The sequence below is a fragment of the Comamonas sp. GW821-FHT11H03 genome (genome assembly GCF_058807955.1).
Map to the genome: position 1 here is coordinate 154,710 of NZ_JBXARF010000002.1, position 13,215 is coordinate 167,924.

The 13,215-nt window shown below is 66.7% G+C and carries 12 protein-coding genes; 7 read left to right on the forward strand and 5 right to left on the reverse strand.

Annotated elements, in window-relative coordinates; translation table 11 throughout:
* Window positions 1-11 precede the first annotated feature (11 nt).
* The 4 genes from AC1RTQ_RS05165 (at window position 12) to AC1RTQ_RS05180 (ending at window position 3,498) form a co-directional block, all read left to right on the forward strand.
* A complete protein-coding gene (locus AC1RTQ_RS05165; protein WP_492874602.1) occupies window positions 12-560 on the forward strand; it encodes a DUF2478 domain-containing protein in 549 nt (182 codons plus the stop codon).
* Window positions 554-1,606 (forward strand): iron ABC transporter substrate-binding protein, encoded by a 1,053-nt coding sequence (locus AC1RTQ_RS05170; protein ID WP_492874603.1) that lies wholly within the window; start codon window positions 554-556, stop codon window positions 1,604-1,606. The genes AC1RTQ_RS05165 and AC1RTQ_RS05170 overlap by 7 nt, the downstream gene beginning before the upstream one ends.
* A 135-nt stretch (window positions 1,607-1,741) precedes the next feature.
* Window positions 1,742-2,743, forward strand: a complete 1,002-nt coding sequence (locus AC1RTQ_RS05175) for a FecCD family ABC transporter permease (RefSeq protein WP_492874971.1) — start codon at window positions 1,742-1,744, stop codon at window positions 2,741-2,743.
* Window positions 2,743-3,498: an ABC transporter ATP-binding protein gene (locus tag AC1RTQ_RS05180; protein ID WP_492874604.1), complete on the forward strand. Its 756-nt coding sequence runs from the start codon at window positions 2,743-2,745 to the stop codon at window positions 3,496-3,498. Before AC1RTQ_RS05175 ends, AC1RTQ_RS05180 begins: the two co-directional genes overlap by 1 nt.
* Before the next feature lie 5 nt (window positions 3,499-3,503).
* On the opposite strand, the gene AC1RTQ_RS05185 is transcribed toward AC1RTQ_RS05180, so the two are convergent.
* The 3 genes from AC1RTQ_RS05185 to AC1RTQ_RS05195 form a co-directional block, all read right to left on the reverse strand.
* Window positions 3,504-5,498: an FUSC family protein gene (locus AC1RTQ_RS05185; protein ID WP_492874605.1), complete on the reverse strand. Its 1,995-nt coding sequence runs from the start codon at window positions 5,496-5,498 to the stop codon at window positions 3,504-3,506.
* Window positions 5,495-5,986 carry a MarR family winged helix-turn-helix transcriptional regulator gene (locus AC1RTQ_RS05190; RefSeq protein WP_304351235.1) on the reverse strand — a complete coding sequence of 164 codons (492 nt, stop codon included), beginning with the start codon at window positions 5,984-5,986 and terminating at the stop codon, window positions 5,495-5,497. Before AC1RTQ_RS05190 ends, AC1RTQ_RS05185 begins: the two co-directional genes overlap by 4 nt.
* Before the next feature lie 180 nt (window positions 5,987-6,166).
* Window positions 6,167-7,255 (reverse strand): YeiH family protein, encoded by a 1,089-nt coding sequence (locus AC1RTQ_RS05195; protein WP_302092324.1) that lies wholly within the window; start codon window positions 7,253-7,255, stop codon window positions 6,167-6,169.
* A gap of 216 nt (window positions 7,256-7,471) precedes the next feature.
* On the opposite strand from AC1RTQ_RS05195, the gene AC1RTQ_RS05200 reads away from it, so the two are divergent.
* Both AC1RTQ_RS05200 and AC1RTQ_RS05205 read left to right on the forward strand, forming a co-directional pair.
* Window positions 7,472-8,416: a LysR family transcriptional regulator gene (locus AC1RTQ_RS05200; RefSeq protein WP_492874606.1), complete on the forward strand. Its 945-nt coding sequence runs from the start codon at window positions 7,472-7,474 to the stop codon at window positions 8,414-8,416.
* Window positions 8,417-8,555: 139 nt separating this feature from the next.
* Entirely contained in the window at window positions 8,556-8,777 is a 222-nt protein-coding gene (locus tag AC1RTQ_RS05205; protein ID WP_003058848.1) for a hypothetical protein, read from the forward strand.
* 70 nt (window positions 8,778-8,847) lie between these two features.
* Here the strand turns inward: AC1RTQ_RS05205 and AC1RTQ_RS05210 are convergent, their stop codons facing one another.
* Window positions 8,848-9,348, reverse strand: coding sequence for a CreA family protein (locus AC1RTQ_RS05210; protein ID WP_492874607.1), 501 nt, complete (start codon window positions 9,346-9,348; stop codon window positions 8,848-8,850).
* Window positions 9,349-9,622: 274 nt separating this feature from the next.
* Here AC1RTQ_RS05210 and AC1RTQ_RS05215 point away from each other — a divergent pair, with 274 nt between their 5' ends.
* Window positions 9,623-10,822: an MFS transporter gene (locus AC1RTQ_RS05215; RefSeq protein WP_492874608.1), complete on the forward strand. Its 1,200-nt coding sequence runs from the start codon at window positions 9,623-9,625 to the stop codon at window positions 10,820-10,822.
* Between the two features lie 11 nt (window positions 10,823-10,833).
* On the opposite strand, the gene AC1RTQ_RS05220 is transcribed toward AC1RTQ_RS05215, so the two are convergent.
* Window positions 10,834-13,140, reverse strand: coding sequence for a TonB-dependent receptor (locus AC1RTQ_RS05220; RefSeq protein WP_492874609.1), 2,307 nt, complete (start codon window positions 13,138-13,140; stop codon window positions 10,834-10,836).
* Window positions 13,141-13,215: the final 75 nt, after the last annotated feature.

Here is a 13,215-nt window from a genome sequence, read left to right on the forward strand (position 1 = left end):
GAAGGAGCAGCATGAGCACCGCTATGACGCCGCCGCTGGCGGCATTGATTTACCCCGATGAGCGGCACGATATCGAGGACTTGCTGGAAGGCGTGGCGCGGCGGCTGCAGCAGTCGGGCCGCAGCGTGGGCGGGCTGGTGCATCGGCAAAGCTGCTATGCCAACGGCAACAAATGCATGCGTCTCGTGGATCTGCGCAGCGGCCAGCAGTTCGAGATGACCGAGGATCTGGGCGCGGCTTCGCGGGCCTGCAGTCTCAATCCTCAGGCCCTGGCCCGGGCCAGCGAGGTGCTGCGCCAGGCGCTGGCCGATGGTGTGGAGCTGGCCGTCGTCAACTGCTTCGGCCAGCTCGAAGCCGCCGGCGGCGGTTTTGTCCAGGAGATCGCCGCCTTTGTCGAGGCCGGCATTCCCGTGATCACGGCCGTGGCGGCCCGCCACGAGGCCGGCTGGCAGAGCTTTACCGGCGGCGCCTTCGTGCGCCTGCCGGTCGATGAACAGGCACTGCTGCACTGGTGCCGCCAGCAGCTGCAGCGCGAAGACCAGGGAGACCGGTCATGCTGACGCGGCGCCAATGGCTGCAGGCCGGTGCTGCGACGTTGGCCTCGGGCCTGCATCAGAGCGGGGTCTGGGCTCAGGATGGCGGCTCGGTCATTGCAGCGCGCTTTGGCTCGCTGCCGGCACGGCCTGGCCGCGTGTTCGCTTCGGGGCCGCCGGCAGGCGTGCTGCTGGCCGCGCTGGCGCCGCAGCAACTGCTGGGCTGGCCCATGCAGCTCAGCGACGCGGCGCGCGCCCATCTGGGTGCGCCACTGCAGGCTTTGCCCTATCTCGGGCGCCTGTCGGGCCGGGGCAGCACGCTGCCGCTCGAAAAGCTGCTGGCGCTGCAACCCGATCTGGTGCTGGACTCCGGGACCTCCGACGCCACCCATGTCTCTGCCGCCGAGCGTCTGGCGCGCCAGACGGGCCTGGCCTGCGTGCTGGTGCAAGGCAGCCTGCCCGAACATGCGCGCCAGCTGCGCGAGGTCGGCGCCCTGCTGGGTGCGGCCGAGCGCGGCCGGGCCCTGGCCCGCCATGCGGACGAGGTCGCCGCTTTGGTGCGCGCCGTGACTGCCGGACTCGGTGAGCAGGCCCGGCCGCGTGTCTATCTGGGGCGCGGCGCCAACGGTCTGGAAACCGGGCTGGCCGGCTCCATCAATGTCGAGGTGATCGAGTATGCGGGCGGTCGCAATGTGGCGGCCCAGGCCGGCAGGGGCGGACTCACGCGCGTCTCCATGGAGCAGATCCTGGCCTGGGACCCCGAAGTCATACTGACCCAGGAGGCGGGCTTTGCCGAGCGCGTGCGCCAGGACCCCTTGTGGCGCGGCGTCAGCGCCGTGCGCAGCGGCCGTGTGCACTGCGCGCCCGTGCTGCCCTTTGGCTGGCTGGACGGCCCGCCCAGCGTGAACCGGCTGATCGGCGTGCGCTGGCTGCTTGAGAAGCTGCATCCGGGCCGCTTCCCCCAGCAAGGTGTCAAAACCCTGGAGCAGGCGGTGAGCGAGTTCCATGCGCTGTTCTATGGTGTGCAGCTGTCGTCGGCCCAGCTGCATGGGCTGCTGCAGCTGGCGCGCTGAATGCATGAGGCTGGCATGAAGTCATTCGATATCGGGGAAGGTGCCCAAAGGTCGAAAGAAGCGGCAAGTCCGCAAAGCGCGGCATCGAGCAATGCCGCCGGGCATGGTCGCCAGCGCGGCCCTCTGCGTGCGGGCATGGGTTGGTGGCTGGCCCTGCTCTTGCTGGCTCTGGTGCTGCTGTGGGCGCTGGGCTCGGGCCAGTTTGCGCTGGCGCCGGCACAACTGGCCGAAGCGCTATGGGCGCGGGCCACGGGGGCGGATTCGCCGCTGGCGCCAGCGGCCGAAACCGTGCTCTGGAACATCAGGCTGCCTCGCATCGCAGCCGGCATGGCGGTCGGTGCGATGCTGGGTGCGGCCGGTGCGGCCTACCAGGGCATGTTTCGCAACCCGCTGGTCTCGCCCGATATTCTGGGCGTGTCGGCCGGCGCGGGTCTGGGCGCCGTGGTCGCCATCTATCTGGGGCTGTCGATGTTCGCCGTGCAATGGCTGGCCTTTGGCGGCGGGCTGGTCGCCGTGGCTGTCGTGGTGGCCGTCAGCGCCTGCGTGCGCAGACATGATCCGGTGCTGGTTCTGGTGCTGGCCGGTATTGCGCTGGGCGCCTTGCTGGGGGCCGGCATTGCCCTGATCAAGACCCTGGCCGACCCGAACACCCAGCTGCCGTCCATCACCTTCTGGCTCATGGGCGGCCTGTCGGCCGTGACGCTGCAGGAAGTGGCCGCCACGGCTCCTGTGATGCTGGCGGCCCTGCTGCCTTTGCTGCTGCTGCGCTGGCGCATCAACCTGCTGGCTCTGCCCGATGAGGAAGCGCGGGCTCTGGGCGTGCCGGTCGCGCGGCTGCGCCTGGTGCTGGTGGTTTGCGCCACGCTGGGCACGGCGGCGGCCGTGTCGCTGGCCGGCATCATCGGCTGGGTCGGGCTGGTGGTGCCGCATGTGGCGCGCCTGCTGGTCGGCCCCGATTTCGTGCGCCTGCTGCCGGCCTCGGCCCTGCTGGGCGCGGGCTTTGTGGTGGTGGCCGATACGTTGGCCCGCACCATGGCGCGCATCGAGCTGCCGCTGGGCATTTTGACGGCCCTGGTTGGCGCACCATTCTTTCTGTATCTGCTGGCCCGCACGGGTCGCCGTGAAGGACAGGCCTGATGGCGGTGCTGGACTTGCTCGGGCTGCGCACCGGCCACGGTCGCCGTGTGGTCAGCGAATCGGTGGACCTGTCCATTTCCACCGGCGAGGTGCTTTGTCTGCTGGGCCCCAACGGCTGCGGCAAGACCACGCTGTTTCGAACGGTTCTGGGCCTGCTGCCGCCGCTGGCGGGGCGGGTGCTGGTGCAGGGCCAGCCGGTGCAGCACTGGCCGCGCGCGGAGTTCGCGCGCCGCGTCGGCTATGTGCCCCAGGCCCAGGCCGGAGTGTTTGCCTTCGAGGCGCTGGACATGGTGCTCATGGGCCGCGCTGCGCGCCTGCCCCTGCTGGCCAGGCCCTGCGGCGCGGACCGCGCCATGGCACTGGCCTGCATGGAGCGGCTGCACATCGCACATCTGGCCGCACGCCGCTACACGGAGCTCAGCGGCGGCGAGCGGCAACTGGTGCTGATTGCGCGCGCGCTGGCGCAGGAGCCGGCGCTGCTGGTCATGGACGAGCCCACGGCCAGCCTGGACTTCGGCAACCAGATTCGCGTGCTGGAGCAGATCGAGGCGCTGAGCGCCCAGGGCATGGCCATGCTGCTGTCCACCCACCAGCCCGAGCACGGCTTGCGTGTGGCCAGCCGGATCGCTCTGCTGGGCCATGGGCGGCTGCTGGGCGTGGGCGAGCCGCGCGCCGTGGCCGCGCCCGCAGCGCTGGCTGAGCTCTATGGTGTCAGCGAGGCGGCGATTGCCGCCCATCTATCGGGCGGCCGCTGAAGTGATCAGCGCAACGAGGCGCTGGAGGCAAAGAAGGCCGGATGCTCGTAGATGTCCTGGGCAGCGAGTCGCAGTTGCAGCGCCTGCTCTGGCTGGCGCTGCTGTATGCGCCGGGCCAGGCCTTGCAGCAGCGGCACGGCCCTGGCGGGAGCGCTGGGCAGTTGTTGCAGTCTCTGCAGCGCGCTGTGCACAACGCGCAAGGTGCTTTCGGACAGGAGTACATCCGCTTGCAACTGGTGCAGGATCAGCACGGCCTTGCCCACCCGCAGCGCGGCCAGGCCGCAGTCGGCCGCGTCCTGCACGGCGGGGGCGCTGACTTTTTCGCAGGCACGCACCAGGCGCAGCAGGCGGTGGTAGAGGCGGGCGCGCCACACGCGCACGTCTCGGGCGTGCGCCGGGGCCGAGGCCATGTCCTGCAGCTCATGGACCATCATGGCGCGCAGGCCGTCCAGCCTGCCTTGCGCGGTGACGGGCAGGATGAAGCGATAGGCCGCCCAGCCGGCCAGCGGGCCGGTAACGATGGCAAAAGCCATGGACAGCGAGTGGCCCACATCGAGCTGATAGGGGAAATGCGGCGACAGTGCCAGCAGGATCACCATATTGCAGTCGAAGCCGTACAGCGTGGTGCGGCGGTGGCTGAGCAGCAGGGCGCCAAGGAAGATAAAGGGCAGCATCATCAGCACCATCTGCAACTGGCTGTTGGCAAACGGCCAGGCAAACCACTGGCAGGCCAGCGCCACGCCCGCGCCCATGGCCTGACCCAGAATCACAAAGCGCATGGTGAAGGCCGGGTTCTCGAAAGAGGAGAACACGGTGATCATCACCGACAGGCCCAGCAACATATAGGCGCCGCCATGCCAGCCGGTGACCACCCAGATCAGGCCGACCAGAAAAATGGAGCTGAATGCCCGCAGCATGGCCCGGCGCGCGCCCACCCAGTCGCTGTGTAGGACCACGGGCAACTGACGTGCGCGATGGTGGGCTGGCAGAGTCAGGTCGCTGGCAGCCACAAAGTGGGCCTGCAGGGCCAGGCCGATATTGCCCAGAATCTCTTCGGCATGGCCCCAGCCTGCGGCGGCGTTGCGGGCCGTGGCAATGGCGTCGATGGCGGCCAGCGGTGCGGGCTGGGTTTCCAGCAGCTTGGCAGCTTGCCTCAGTGCAGCCGTCATGGCTTGGGCGTGGTCGGGCGAGAACTCGGCCGTGAGGGTCTTGCCCGCGCTGTCGCGCAGCCAGAGCAGGGCCGAGATCTGGGTATTGATCAGGCGGCGCAGCGCCCGCACGGCGCGGCGCGAACGCTGCGAGCCTGCGGCATGGGGGTCCAACCCTTCCTCGATGGCAGCCATCACGGCAAGGCGCTCGGCCAGGTCCCTGGGGCTGAGGGCGCTATGCCCGCTGGCCGTGGCCTGGGCGGCGTCGGCGATGTCGCGCAGCAGACGGGCGCAGAGCCGGCGCACCCGGCCGTCACCGGGGATTTCGGCGCCCACGGGCGTGAACAGCCAGCCTACGACCAGGGCGGCGGCCACACCGGTCAGGGCGGTAAACAGGCGATCCCAGCCCAGCGCGTAGACATGGGCAGGGTTGCCGTTGTCCAGCAAAGCCACCATGGAGGCCGAATAGCCGGCCAGCATGGTGCCGTAGGAGGCAAAGCTGCGCTGCAGATTGCCCATGCCCGCGCAAATGCCGATCCACACCGCCAGTCCCGTGACCAGCCAGAGCAGATCGCCATTGGCCACCAGCACCAGCACTACGCCGGCAGCCGTTCCGACCAGCGTGCCCGTGGTGCGGAAAAAGCTTTTCTCCAGCAGTTGGCCGCGCAGCGGCTGGGAGGCGGCCCAGACCGTCATGCCTGCCCATTGCGGGTGCTCCAGCCCCAGGGCCCAGGCGGCGAACACGGCAATGCAGGCGGCAAAAGCCGTGCGCAGATGCTGGCGCAGGCGGGCGCTGTCAAAGCCCCATCGCGTGGCACTCTCCAGCAGGCGGTCGTAGGCTGCCACGCTCATGCGCGCTCCTCGGTGCCGCAATGGGCTTGGGCTGAGTGCTGCTCGTGCATCTGCTCGATGCGGGCGCGAATCTTGTTGACGCCGCCCAGCATGGCTTCGACCTCGGAGTCCTCAAGGTCCTGCAGCAGACTGAGCTCGGCTTCGAGCATGGTGGCGCGGATGCTGTCCACGGCGCTATTGCCTTCGGCAGTGAGAAAGATGCGCTTGCTGCGGCGGTCGGCCGCATCGGCACGGCGCTCCACCCAGCCCTTGCCCTCAAGAATGTCCAGCAGGCGAACCAGGCTGGAGCCGTCCAGCCCCACGCGCTCGGCCAGTTCCTTTTGCGTCACGCCGTCACCCCAGGCGCGCAGGTGCAACAGCGGCGTCCAGGTGGCGTCGGTCAGGCCGCTGGCGGCCAGCTGTTCTTCGACAAAGCGCCGCCATTGGCGGGTCAGGGTGACCATGAGAAAGCCCAGGCGGTCGCGGGAGGGAGCATCGGCAAAAGACATGGCCGAATTTTGATGCTTTTGCAATTAATTTGCAATTCAAACTAATTGAGTCTGCATTGATATATAGGGTATTTCCCTGTTTCTCTGCGGCATAAAAAAAGAGAGCTACAAGCGCTCTCTTTCAAAGGGTTTCAGACCTTTAGATGTTGTATTTCTAATCCAGTCAAGCGCAAGTCGCTATCAAAACAGTGTCGGAATCCAGAGATTCAGTACCAGTCCGGCGACCAGCAGCCAGGCGAACAAAGCCAGGGCCAGAATCAGCGGCCGGGTGCCGGCAGCGCGCACGGCGCGGATATGGGTGGTCAGACCCAGAGCGGCCATGGCCAGGGCCAGCAGCGCGTTGTCGAGTTGAATGCCGACGCTGACCACTTCCTTGGGCAGCACGCCCAGGGAGTTGACGCCGGCCATGGCCACGAAGCCCACGGCAAACCAGGGAATGGTGATCCGGTTGGCGGGCTGGCCGTTGTTCACACCCAGGGCCCGCTCGCTGCGTGTCAGCCACATGGACAGCACCAGCAGGAAGGGGGCCAGCATCATCACGCGCACCATCTTGGCGATCACGGCCGTGTCTGCGGCCTGGCTGCCGATGGCTTCGCCGGCGGCCACGACCTGGGCCACCTCATGCACGGTGGAGCCGACGAAAACGCCGTACTGCTGCATGCTGGTGTCTATCCAGCCGTACTCGGCATTCCAGTGAAACAGCGCGGGGTAGAGAAAGGTGCCGATGGTGCCGAACACCACCACGGTGGCCACGGCAACGGCCACGTCTTCTGCGCGGCCCTTGACCACGGGTTCGGTGGCCAGCACGGCGGCAGCGCCGCAGATGGAGGCGCCGGCCCCCACCAGCATGGTGGTTCGCTTGTCCATGCCCAGCAGCTTCTGGCCTATCCACTGCGCCAGCAAAAAGGTGCTGGACAGCACCAGCGCATCGATCACCACGCCGGCCATGCCGACCTGGCCGATGTCCTGGAAGGTCAGGCGCAGACCGTAGAGCACGATGCCGGTGCGCAGCAGGCGGGCCTTGGTGAAGGCGATGCCGCTGGCACACTGGCTGGCGATGGCGGGATAGACGGTGTTGCCGATCAGCAGACCGATGATGATGGCCAGCGTCAGCGCGCTCAGGCCGTTGTTCTTGATGACCGGAAACTGCGCGGCCCAGGTGGCCACGGCAGCGATGGCGCCCGCCAGCAGCAGGCCGGGGATCATCCCGCCGGTCTTGTGCATCCAGCCTTGCGAGGGTGCGGAGTTTTTCAGTGTTGTAGTGTTCATCGTGACCTTTCGCAGCAGGCAAGACAACAGGTCTGATTGCCGGCATGGAGGTCACTTTAGATTTCTTGGTTATATTTGTATAACTAATAGTTTTTGTAAGATCAACCTGTAAAACAGGTAGATTGGGCTATCTGGCTCCTGCAATCCGACTCAATCATGGGCGGGATGAGCCGGCGCTAGCCTGCTGTCATCGATACGAATATACGAATCATCGTCATGCTGCATCTCACCTTGCGTCAGTTCGAGATCTTCTGCGCCGTGGCCCAAAGCGGAACCACGGTGGCGGCCGCAGAGGCCGTAGCGCTTTCCCAGTCGGCCACCAGTGCCGCGCTGCAGCAGCTGGAGCAAGGCCTGGGCGTGCAGCTGTTCGAGCGCGTGGGCAAGCGCCTGGTGCTCAACGATGCAGGCCGCGCGCTGCTGCCCCAGGCCCTGGGCGTGCTGGAGCAGGCAAGAGGCATAGAGCAGACGTTTTCCGCGCGTGCGGCCAATATGCCGGTGCGCCTGCGCGTGGCGGCCAGCACCACCATCGGCACCTATGCGCTGCCCGAAGTGCTGGCGCGGCTGGCGCGCTCGCATCCGCTGGTGCGCGTGGACCTGCAGATCGCCAATACCCAGGAGGTGGGCGAAGCCGTGCTGGCCATGGAGGTCGACATGGGCCTGATCGAGGGCAGCAGCCACTGGCAGGGGCTGGAGGTCGAGCCCTGGCTGCGCGACGAACTGGTCATCGTGGCATCGCCGCAGGACCCGCTGGCCGAGCAGGCGCGCAACAAGCCGCTGGGCGTGGCAGCGCTGCGCAAGGCGGCATGGCTGCTGCGCGAGGCGGGCTCGGGCACGCGCGAGATGGTCGAGCATGCGCTGCTGCCGCATCTGCACCAGCTGCCTGCAACGGCCACGCTGGGCAGCTCCGAGGCGATTGCGCGCTGTGTCGAGCAGGGGCTGGGCATCAGCTGTCTGTCGCGCGTGCTGGTGCAGTCACAGCTGCAGGCGGGGGCGCTGGAGATTCTGCCCACCACCTTGCCGCGCATGTGGCGCAACTTCTCTTTGGTGCAGCGCGCCGGAAAGCGCCGCTCGCCAGCCTTGCAGGCCTTTGTCGATGCTTGCAAGGCCGGCGAGCCGCTGCCGCTTGCAGCGTCCGCAGCCCAAGCGCCCGACATGCTGTAGCGCTTGAATGACAGTCGCAGGCAGCTATGGTTTTCTTGACAATGATTTTGCTTGCGGCGGCGGTTTTTGCCCCTATATTGGATAGACAAGTCGGGCGCGGGTTGCACAGCGCCTGCTTCCACAAGCAGGGAGGAACACCATGAAAACTATCGATGAAATGCTGCACCTGGACCTGCTCACTCATGAACAGCATCTGCAGATCAGCCACTGGATCGACGATGCGCAGTCCCCCGAGGCCATTTTGCAGATGCCTGCCGGACTGTGGCAGGCCGTGGAGCGCGCCAGCCAGGCCATGGGCGTGAACGAGGATTTGCTGCGTCCGCCGGCGCTGGACGCAGGCGGCCTGACTTTCAGTCAGTAAGTCGCTGCACCTGGCCTTGAGCTAAGACTGTCTCAAACGCAGGCTGCACAAGCGCAGCCTGCTCTGATTTTCATTTCAGCGGGATCGCTGTTGCCTGCGGCACGGCCACGGCGGTGACGCTGTTCTGGGGCGAGCCCTCGATCACCCGGTCCGAGTAGGTCATATAGATCAGGGCATTGCGCTTGGCATCCACCATGCGCACCACACGCAGGCGCTTGAACAGCAGCGAGGTGCGCTCGGTGAACACTTCTTCCTGCTGCCTGAGCGGCGCGGGGAACTGGATATTGCCCGTGGCCTGGCAGGCGATCGACGCCTCCGAGCGATCCTCGGCCAGGCCCAGGCCGCCCTTGATGCCGCCGGTCTTGGCGCGCGAGACATAGCAGGTCACGCCCGGCACCTTGGGGTCGTCATAGGCATCGACCACGATCTTGTGATCCGGGCCAATCCACTTGAAGACGGTGTCCACGGCGCCGATCTGCTCGGCATGGCTCATGCCGACAAAGGCCATGGTTCCTACGGTGGCGGCCGCAACGGCCAGAGCGGCAGAGAGCAATTTCATGGTGGTGCGCATACGTTGAGTTAAGGGTTAACCCTTGTTTTTTGACAGGGCATTGAGTCCTGGGCAAGGGATTGGCAGCCGGCCTTAGGACAATACCCGCTGCTGCAGAACTTTCTGTATTGCATCACGGTTTGCCCCGGCCTGCTGGCGGGCACCGGCTGCTGAGACGCCGCCACAGGCATGACACAGCGCATGCCGGACTTCCGAACTCCCTCTTTGATCTGCGACGGCCCCTTGGGCGGTGGCTCCATGCAAGTGCCGCATCCGCCGGATGTGGCCGTTATCTATGTCAGTGAACGTTTCCGCGCCCGGTCTGAGCGCTTCCTCCCTGCTGTTGATGGCACTGGCCTGTGGCCTGTGCGCGGGCGGCAATTATTTCAATCAGCCACTGCTGCACTCGATTGCCTCTCATTTCTCGGTCAGCGAGTCGGCGGCCGCGACCAGCGTGACGCTGGCCCAGGTGGCCTATGCAGCAGGCCTTTTGCTGCTCGCTCCGCTGGGCGACAAGCTGCAGCGCCGCGGCCTGGCCGTGAGCCTGATGCTGCTGGCGGCCCTGGGGCAGGCGATGTGCGGCCTGGCGGGCCAGTTCGACCTGTTCCTGCTGGGCACGCTGATGGCCGGTCTGTTCTCGGTTGCGGCCCAGGTGCTGGTGCCCATGGCGGCGGCACTGGCCCAGCCGGGGCAAAGCGGGCGGGCGGTGGGCTGGGTGATGAGCGGTCTGCTGCTGGGCATCTTGCTGGCCCGCAGCGTGGCCGGCATGGTCTCGGAGGCCTGGGGCTGGCAGGCCGTCTACCAGGGCGCTGCGCTGGTGATGGCCGTGGTGGCGCTGTGGCTGTGGAAGGCGCTGCCGGCATCGCGCAACCCCAGTCCTGTCAGTTATCCACAGGTGCTCAGAAGCATGTGGCATCTGCTGCGCAGCCAGCCGGGTCTGCGCCAGCGTACCCTGGTCAGCGCGCTGGCGTTCGCCTCGGTCAGCGTGCTGTTCTCGACCATGGCGCTGCAGTTGTCCAGCGGCCCCCTGGGCCTGGATGACGGGCAGATCGGCCTGATCGGTCTGGCCGGCGCGGCAGGAGCCCTGGTGGCCACACAGGCGGGGAGGCTGGTGGACAAGGGCCTGGGCCGCGTGAGCTGCGCCATCGGGGCGCTGGCCCTGCTGCTGTCCTGGCCCCTGCTGTGGGTAGGCGGAGCGCATCTGGGCTGGTTTGTGCTGGGCATGGTGGTGATCGATCTGGGCCTGCAATGCCTGAACATCACCAACCAGGCCACGGTGGCCCAGTTGCTGCCCGCAGCGCGCGGCCGCATGAATGCTGTCTATATGACGGGCTATTTCACGGGCGCGGCGGCGGGCTCGGCCCTGGGGACTCTCGCCTGGGGCATTGACGGCTGGCAAGGTGCCTGCGTGCTGGGCCTGGCCCTGGCGCTGCTGGCCTGCCTGGGCACTTTCAGGATGCGCAAGACCCATGGCAGGCTTGCCAGTCTGGTCTAGAGCCAGCGGCTTTAGAGATCCCAGCGCAGGGAGGCGCTAAAGGTTCTCTGCGGATAGGGGTGGAAGTTCCAATACTTGGCATTGTTGGCGTTGTCTATGCCAAAGGCCGCCGACAGCTGTCTGTCGATCTGATAGCGTGCCCGCAGATCGACGCTGAAATACTGGCTGGCTCCCATATAGGTGTCGGCATGCACGTCGCTGTTGTCCAGATTCGAGTACTGGCGCCCGCTGTAGCGCGCTGCCACGGTCAAGGCCCAACGCTCGTCGGGCTTGTAGGTGGCCCAGGCCGTGGCGCGCCAGCGCGGCACCCGGGGCTGCCATTTGCCGACGCTGGCCGGGTTGGCCGCATTGGCCGTGATGCGCGAATTGGCCCAGGTCAGGCTGCCGCCCAGGTCCAGGCCACGTATCCACACCGACTGCGCCGAGTAAGCCAGCTCCAGCCCCGAGGTCCTGACCTGATCCACGTTCTGCACCGCAGAGACGGTGGTGCCGGCAATCAGCTGGCTGTAGAGCGCATCGCGCGTGCGTTCATGGAACCAGGTGGCGCGTAGCAGGCCATTGCCCAGATCCTGCTCGGCCGTCAGCTCGCCCGTCCAGGACTTTTCGGGTTTCAGATTCGGGTCGTTGATGAAGGACAGCGCCCCGCCCGAGGTCGCGCCATACAGCTCGCCCACGGTGGGAAAGCGCACGGCCCGGCCCAGCGATGCCTTGAGCGTGGTGCTGCGGGCCAGCTGATAAGCCAGCGCCGCCTTGGGCGAGAAATGCGATTCGCTGCGCTGGGCGTAGTCCAGCTGACTGCTGGCTGTGGCGGTGTGGCCCTGGCTGGCCGTCCAGTCTTCCCAGCGCAGGCCCAGCACGGCCTTCCAGTCCCTGGCCAGCTGCCAGCTGTCCTGTGCCCAGGCGTAGCGGGTCTCCGCCCTGCCGCCGACCTGGCTGACGACCGATTGCGCGTTGGCCGGGCCGGACTGCCAGTCGCCGAGCACGTTGTATTTGCTGATGTTCAGCCTGTAGGCGTCGCGGCCCAGGCCGAAGTCCACGATATGTGCACCTTTCATTCCCTGCGGCCGCCATGTGCCCTTGGCGGCCAGTGTGTTCCAGCCCGTGCCGTCCTGGTCCTGTAGCGTGCCCTTGCCGCCCAGATTGGCGGCAGGCTGGGCCACGGTGGGAACTCGCTGCTGATCCTTGCCGTAGTCGTACAGGCTGGCGCTGAGCTCCCAGTCAAACTCGCCCTGCGTATGGCTTTTGAGCGACACCCCGTGCATGGTGTGGGTCTGCTGGTCCTGGCTCAGGCCGAAGGCGGTGTCGGCCAGCTTGTAGGTCTTGCCGTCGATATTGATGTTGCCGCTGTAGACCGGCTGGGCATTGGGTCCGCGCAGATAGGTCTCGGAGCTGCCCTGGGCGCTGTTCTGCCACCAGCCCAGCGTGTAGCTGGCGCGCAGCGTGGGCGTGATGTCATAGGCCAGCTTGATCTTGGCGTGATCCTGCCGGGTGCGGTACTGCGTGCCCGCGCCCAGGATGTACCAGGGCTGGTTGGTGGTGTTGAGCCCGGCAATCGCCCCGGTCACGGGCGTGCCGGCACCGCCCGCAACGCCGGCGGACTGCAGCACGGTGGGGAAGGTCATGGGCTGGCCCTGGCTGTCGCTGCGACTGAGGTTGATCCAGTACGACCAGCCTGCGCTTCTGCTGCCGATGGAGGCGCTGGTATTCCAGCTGCGGTATTGGCCGCTGCTGCCCAGCACGTCGGCGCTCTGGTGGGCATAGCCAGCGGCCACATGGGCTTCGAGCTTGTCGGGCATGCGCGTCACATAGTCCACCACGGCACCGGCGGAGTTGCCGGGGTAGGCGGCCGAGAACGGACCGTACATGACATCGACGCGTTCGATCTCCTCGGGCGTCACCAGGCCCCAGCGCGGCGCATAGTTGCTGCCGTTGGCAATGCCATTGCCCAGATAGTTGGACAGCAGAATGCCGTCGGCATAGACGGCCGAGCGCGCGCTATTGCCCGTGCCCGAAGCCCGCGTGGAGAGGATGGCGTGGTTGTAGTCGCCGATATAGCGCTTGCGCACCAGCAGGCTGGGCAGATATTTGAGCGCATCCTCGCTGTCGGTGGCATTGATGCGGGTCTCGATCTCCTCGCGCGTGATGCCTTCGATGGTGGTCGGAATCTGCGTGGGCAGCGAGCTGGGCTGGCCGCCGTTGACGGTGACCACGCCCAGGGTCTTGGAGCGCTCGGGCAGGTCAGCGGAATCGGTTGAGGTCTGGGCCAGGCACGGCCATGCAATACCACTGACCACCAGTGGCAGAAAAATCTGTTTCATGAATGCTTACCTTGGGACGTGGTTGTCCCTATGAATCTGATAGCGGCCAGCGCAGATCAGAACTGCGCTAGAGCC

What these genes read in the sequence shown, in the direction of transcription:
- AC1RTQ_RS05175 (WP_492874971.1), top strand. Translation starts at nt 1,742, where the DNA reads ATGGGTTGGTGGCTGGCCCTGCTCTTGCTGGCTCTGGTGCTGCTGTGG.
- AC1RTQ_RS05200 (WP_492874606.1), top strand. Translation starts at nt 7,472, where the DNA reads ATGCTGCATCTCACCTTGCGTCAGTTCGAGATCTTCTGCGCCGTGGCC.
- AC1RTQ_RS05185 (WP_492874605.1), bottom strand. Translation starts at nt 5,498, where the DNA reads ATGAGCGTGGCAGCCTACGACCGCCTGCTGGAGAGTGCCACGCGATGG.
- AC1RTQ_RS05205 (WP_003058848.1), top strand. Translation starts at nt 8,556, where the DNA reads ATGAAAACTATCGATGAAATGCTGCACCTGGACCTGCTCACTCATGAA.
- AC1RTQ_RS05165 (WP_492874602.1), top strand. Translation starts at nt 12, where the DNA reads ATGAGCACCGCTATGACGCCGCCGCTGGCGGCATTGATTTACCCCGAT.
- AC1RTQ_RS05180 (WP_492874604.1), top strand. Translation starts at nt 2,743, where the DNA reads ATGGCGGTGCTGGACTTGCTCGGGCTGCGCACCGGCCACGGTCGCCGT.
- AC1RTQ_RS05195 (WP_302092324.1), bottom strand. Translation starts at nt 7,255, where the DNA reads ATGAACACTACAACACTGAAAAACTCCGCACCCTCGCAAGGCTGGATG.
- AC1RTQ_RS05215 (WP_492874608.1), top strand. Translation starts at nt 9,623, where the DNA reads ATGTCAGTGAACGTTTCCGCGCCCGGTCTGAGCGCTTCCTCCCTGCTG.
- AC1RTQ_RS05170 (WP_492874603.1), top strand. Translation starts at nt 554, where the DNA reads ATGCTGACGCGGCGCCAATGGCTGCAGGCCGGTGCTGCGACGTTGGCC.
- AC1RTQ_RS05220 (WP_492874609.1), bottom strand. Translation starts at nt 13,140, where the DNA reads ATGAAACAGATTTTTCTGCCACTGGTGGTCAGTGGTATTGCATGGCCG.
- AC1RTQ_RS05190 (WP_304351235.1), bottom strand. Translation starts at nt 5,986, where the DNA reads ATGTCTTTTGCCGATGCTCCCTCCCGCGACCGCCTGGGCTTTCTCATG.
- AC1RTQ_RS05210 (WP_492874607.1), bottom strand. Translation starts at nt 9,348, where the DNA reads ATGCGCACCACCATGAAATTGCTCTCTGCCGCTCTGGCCGTTGCGGCC.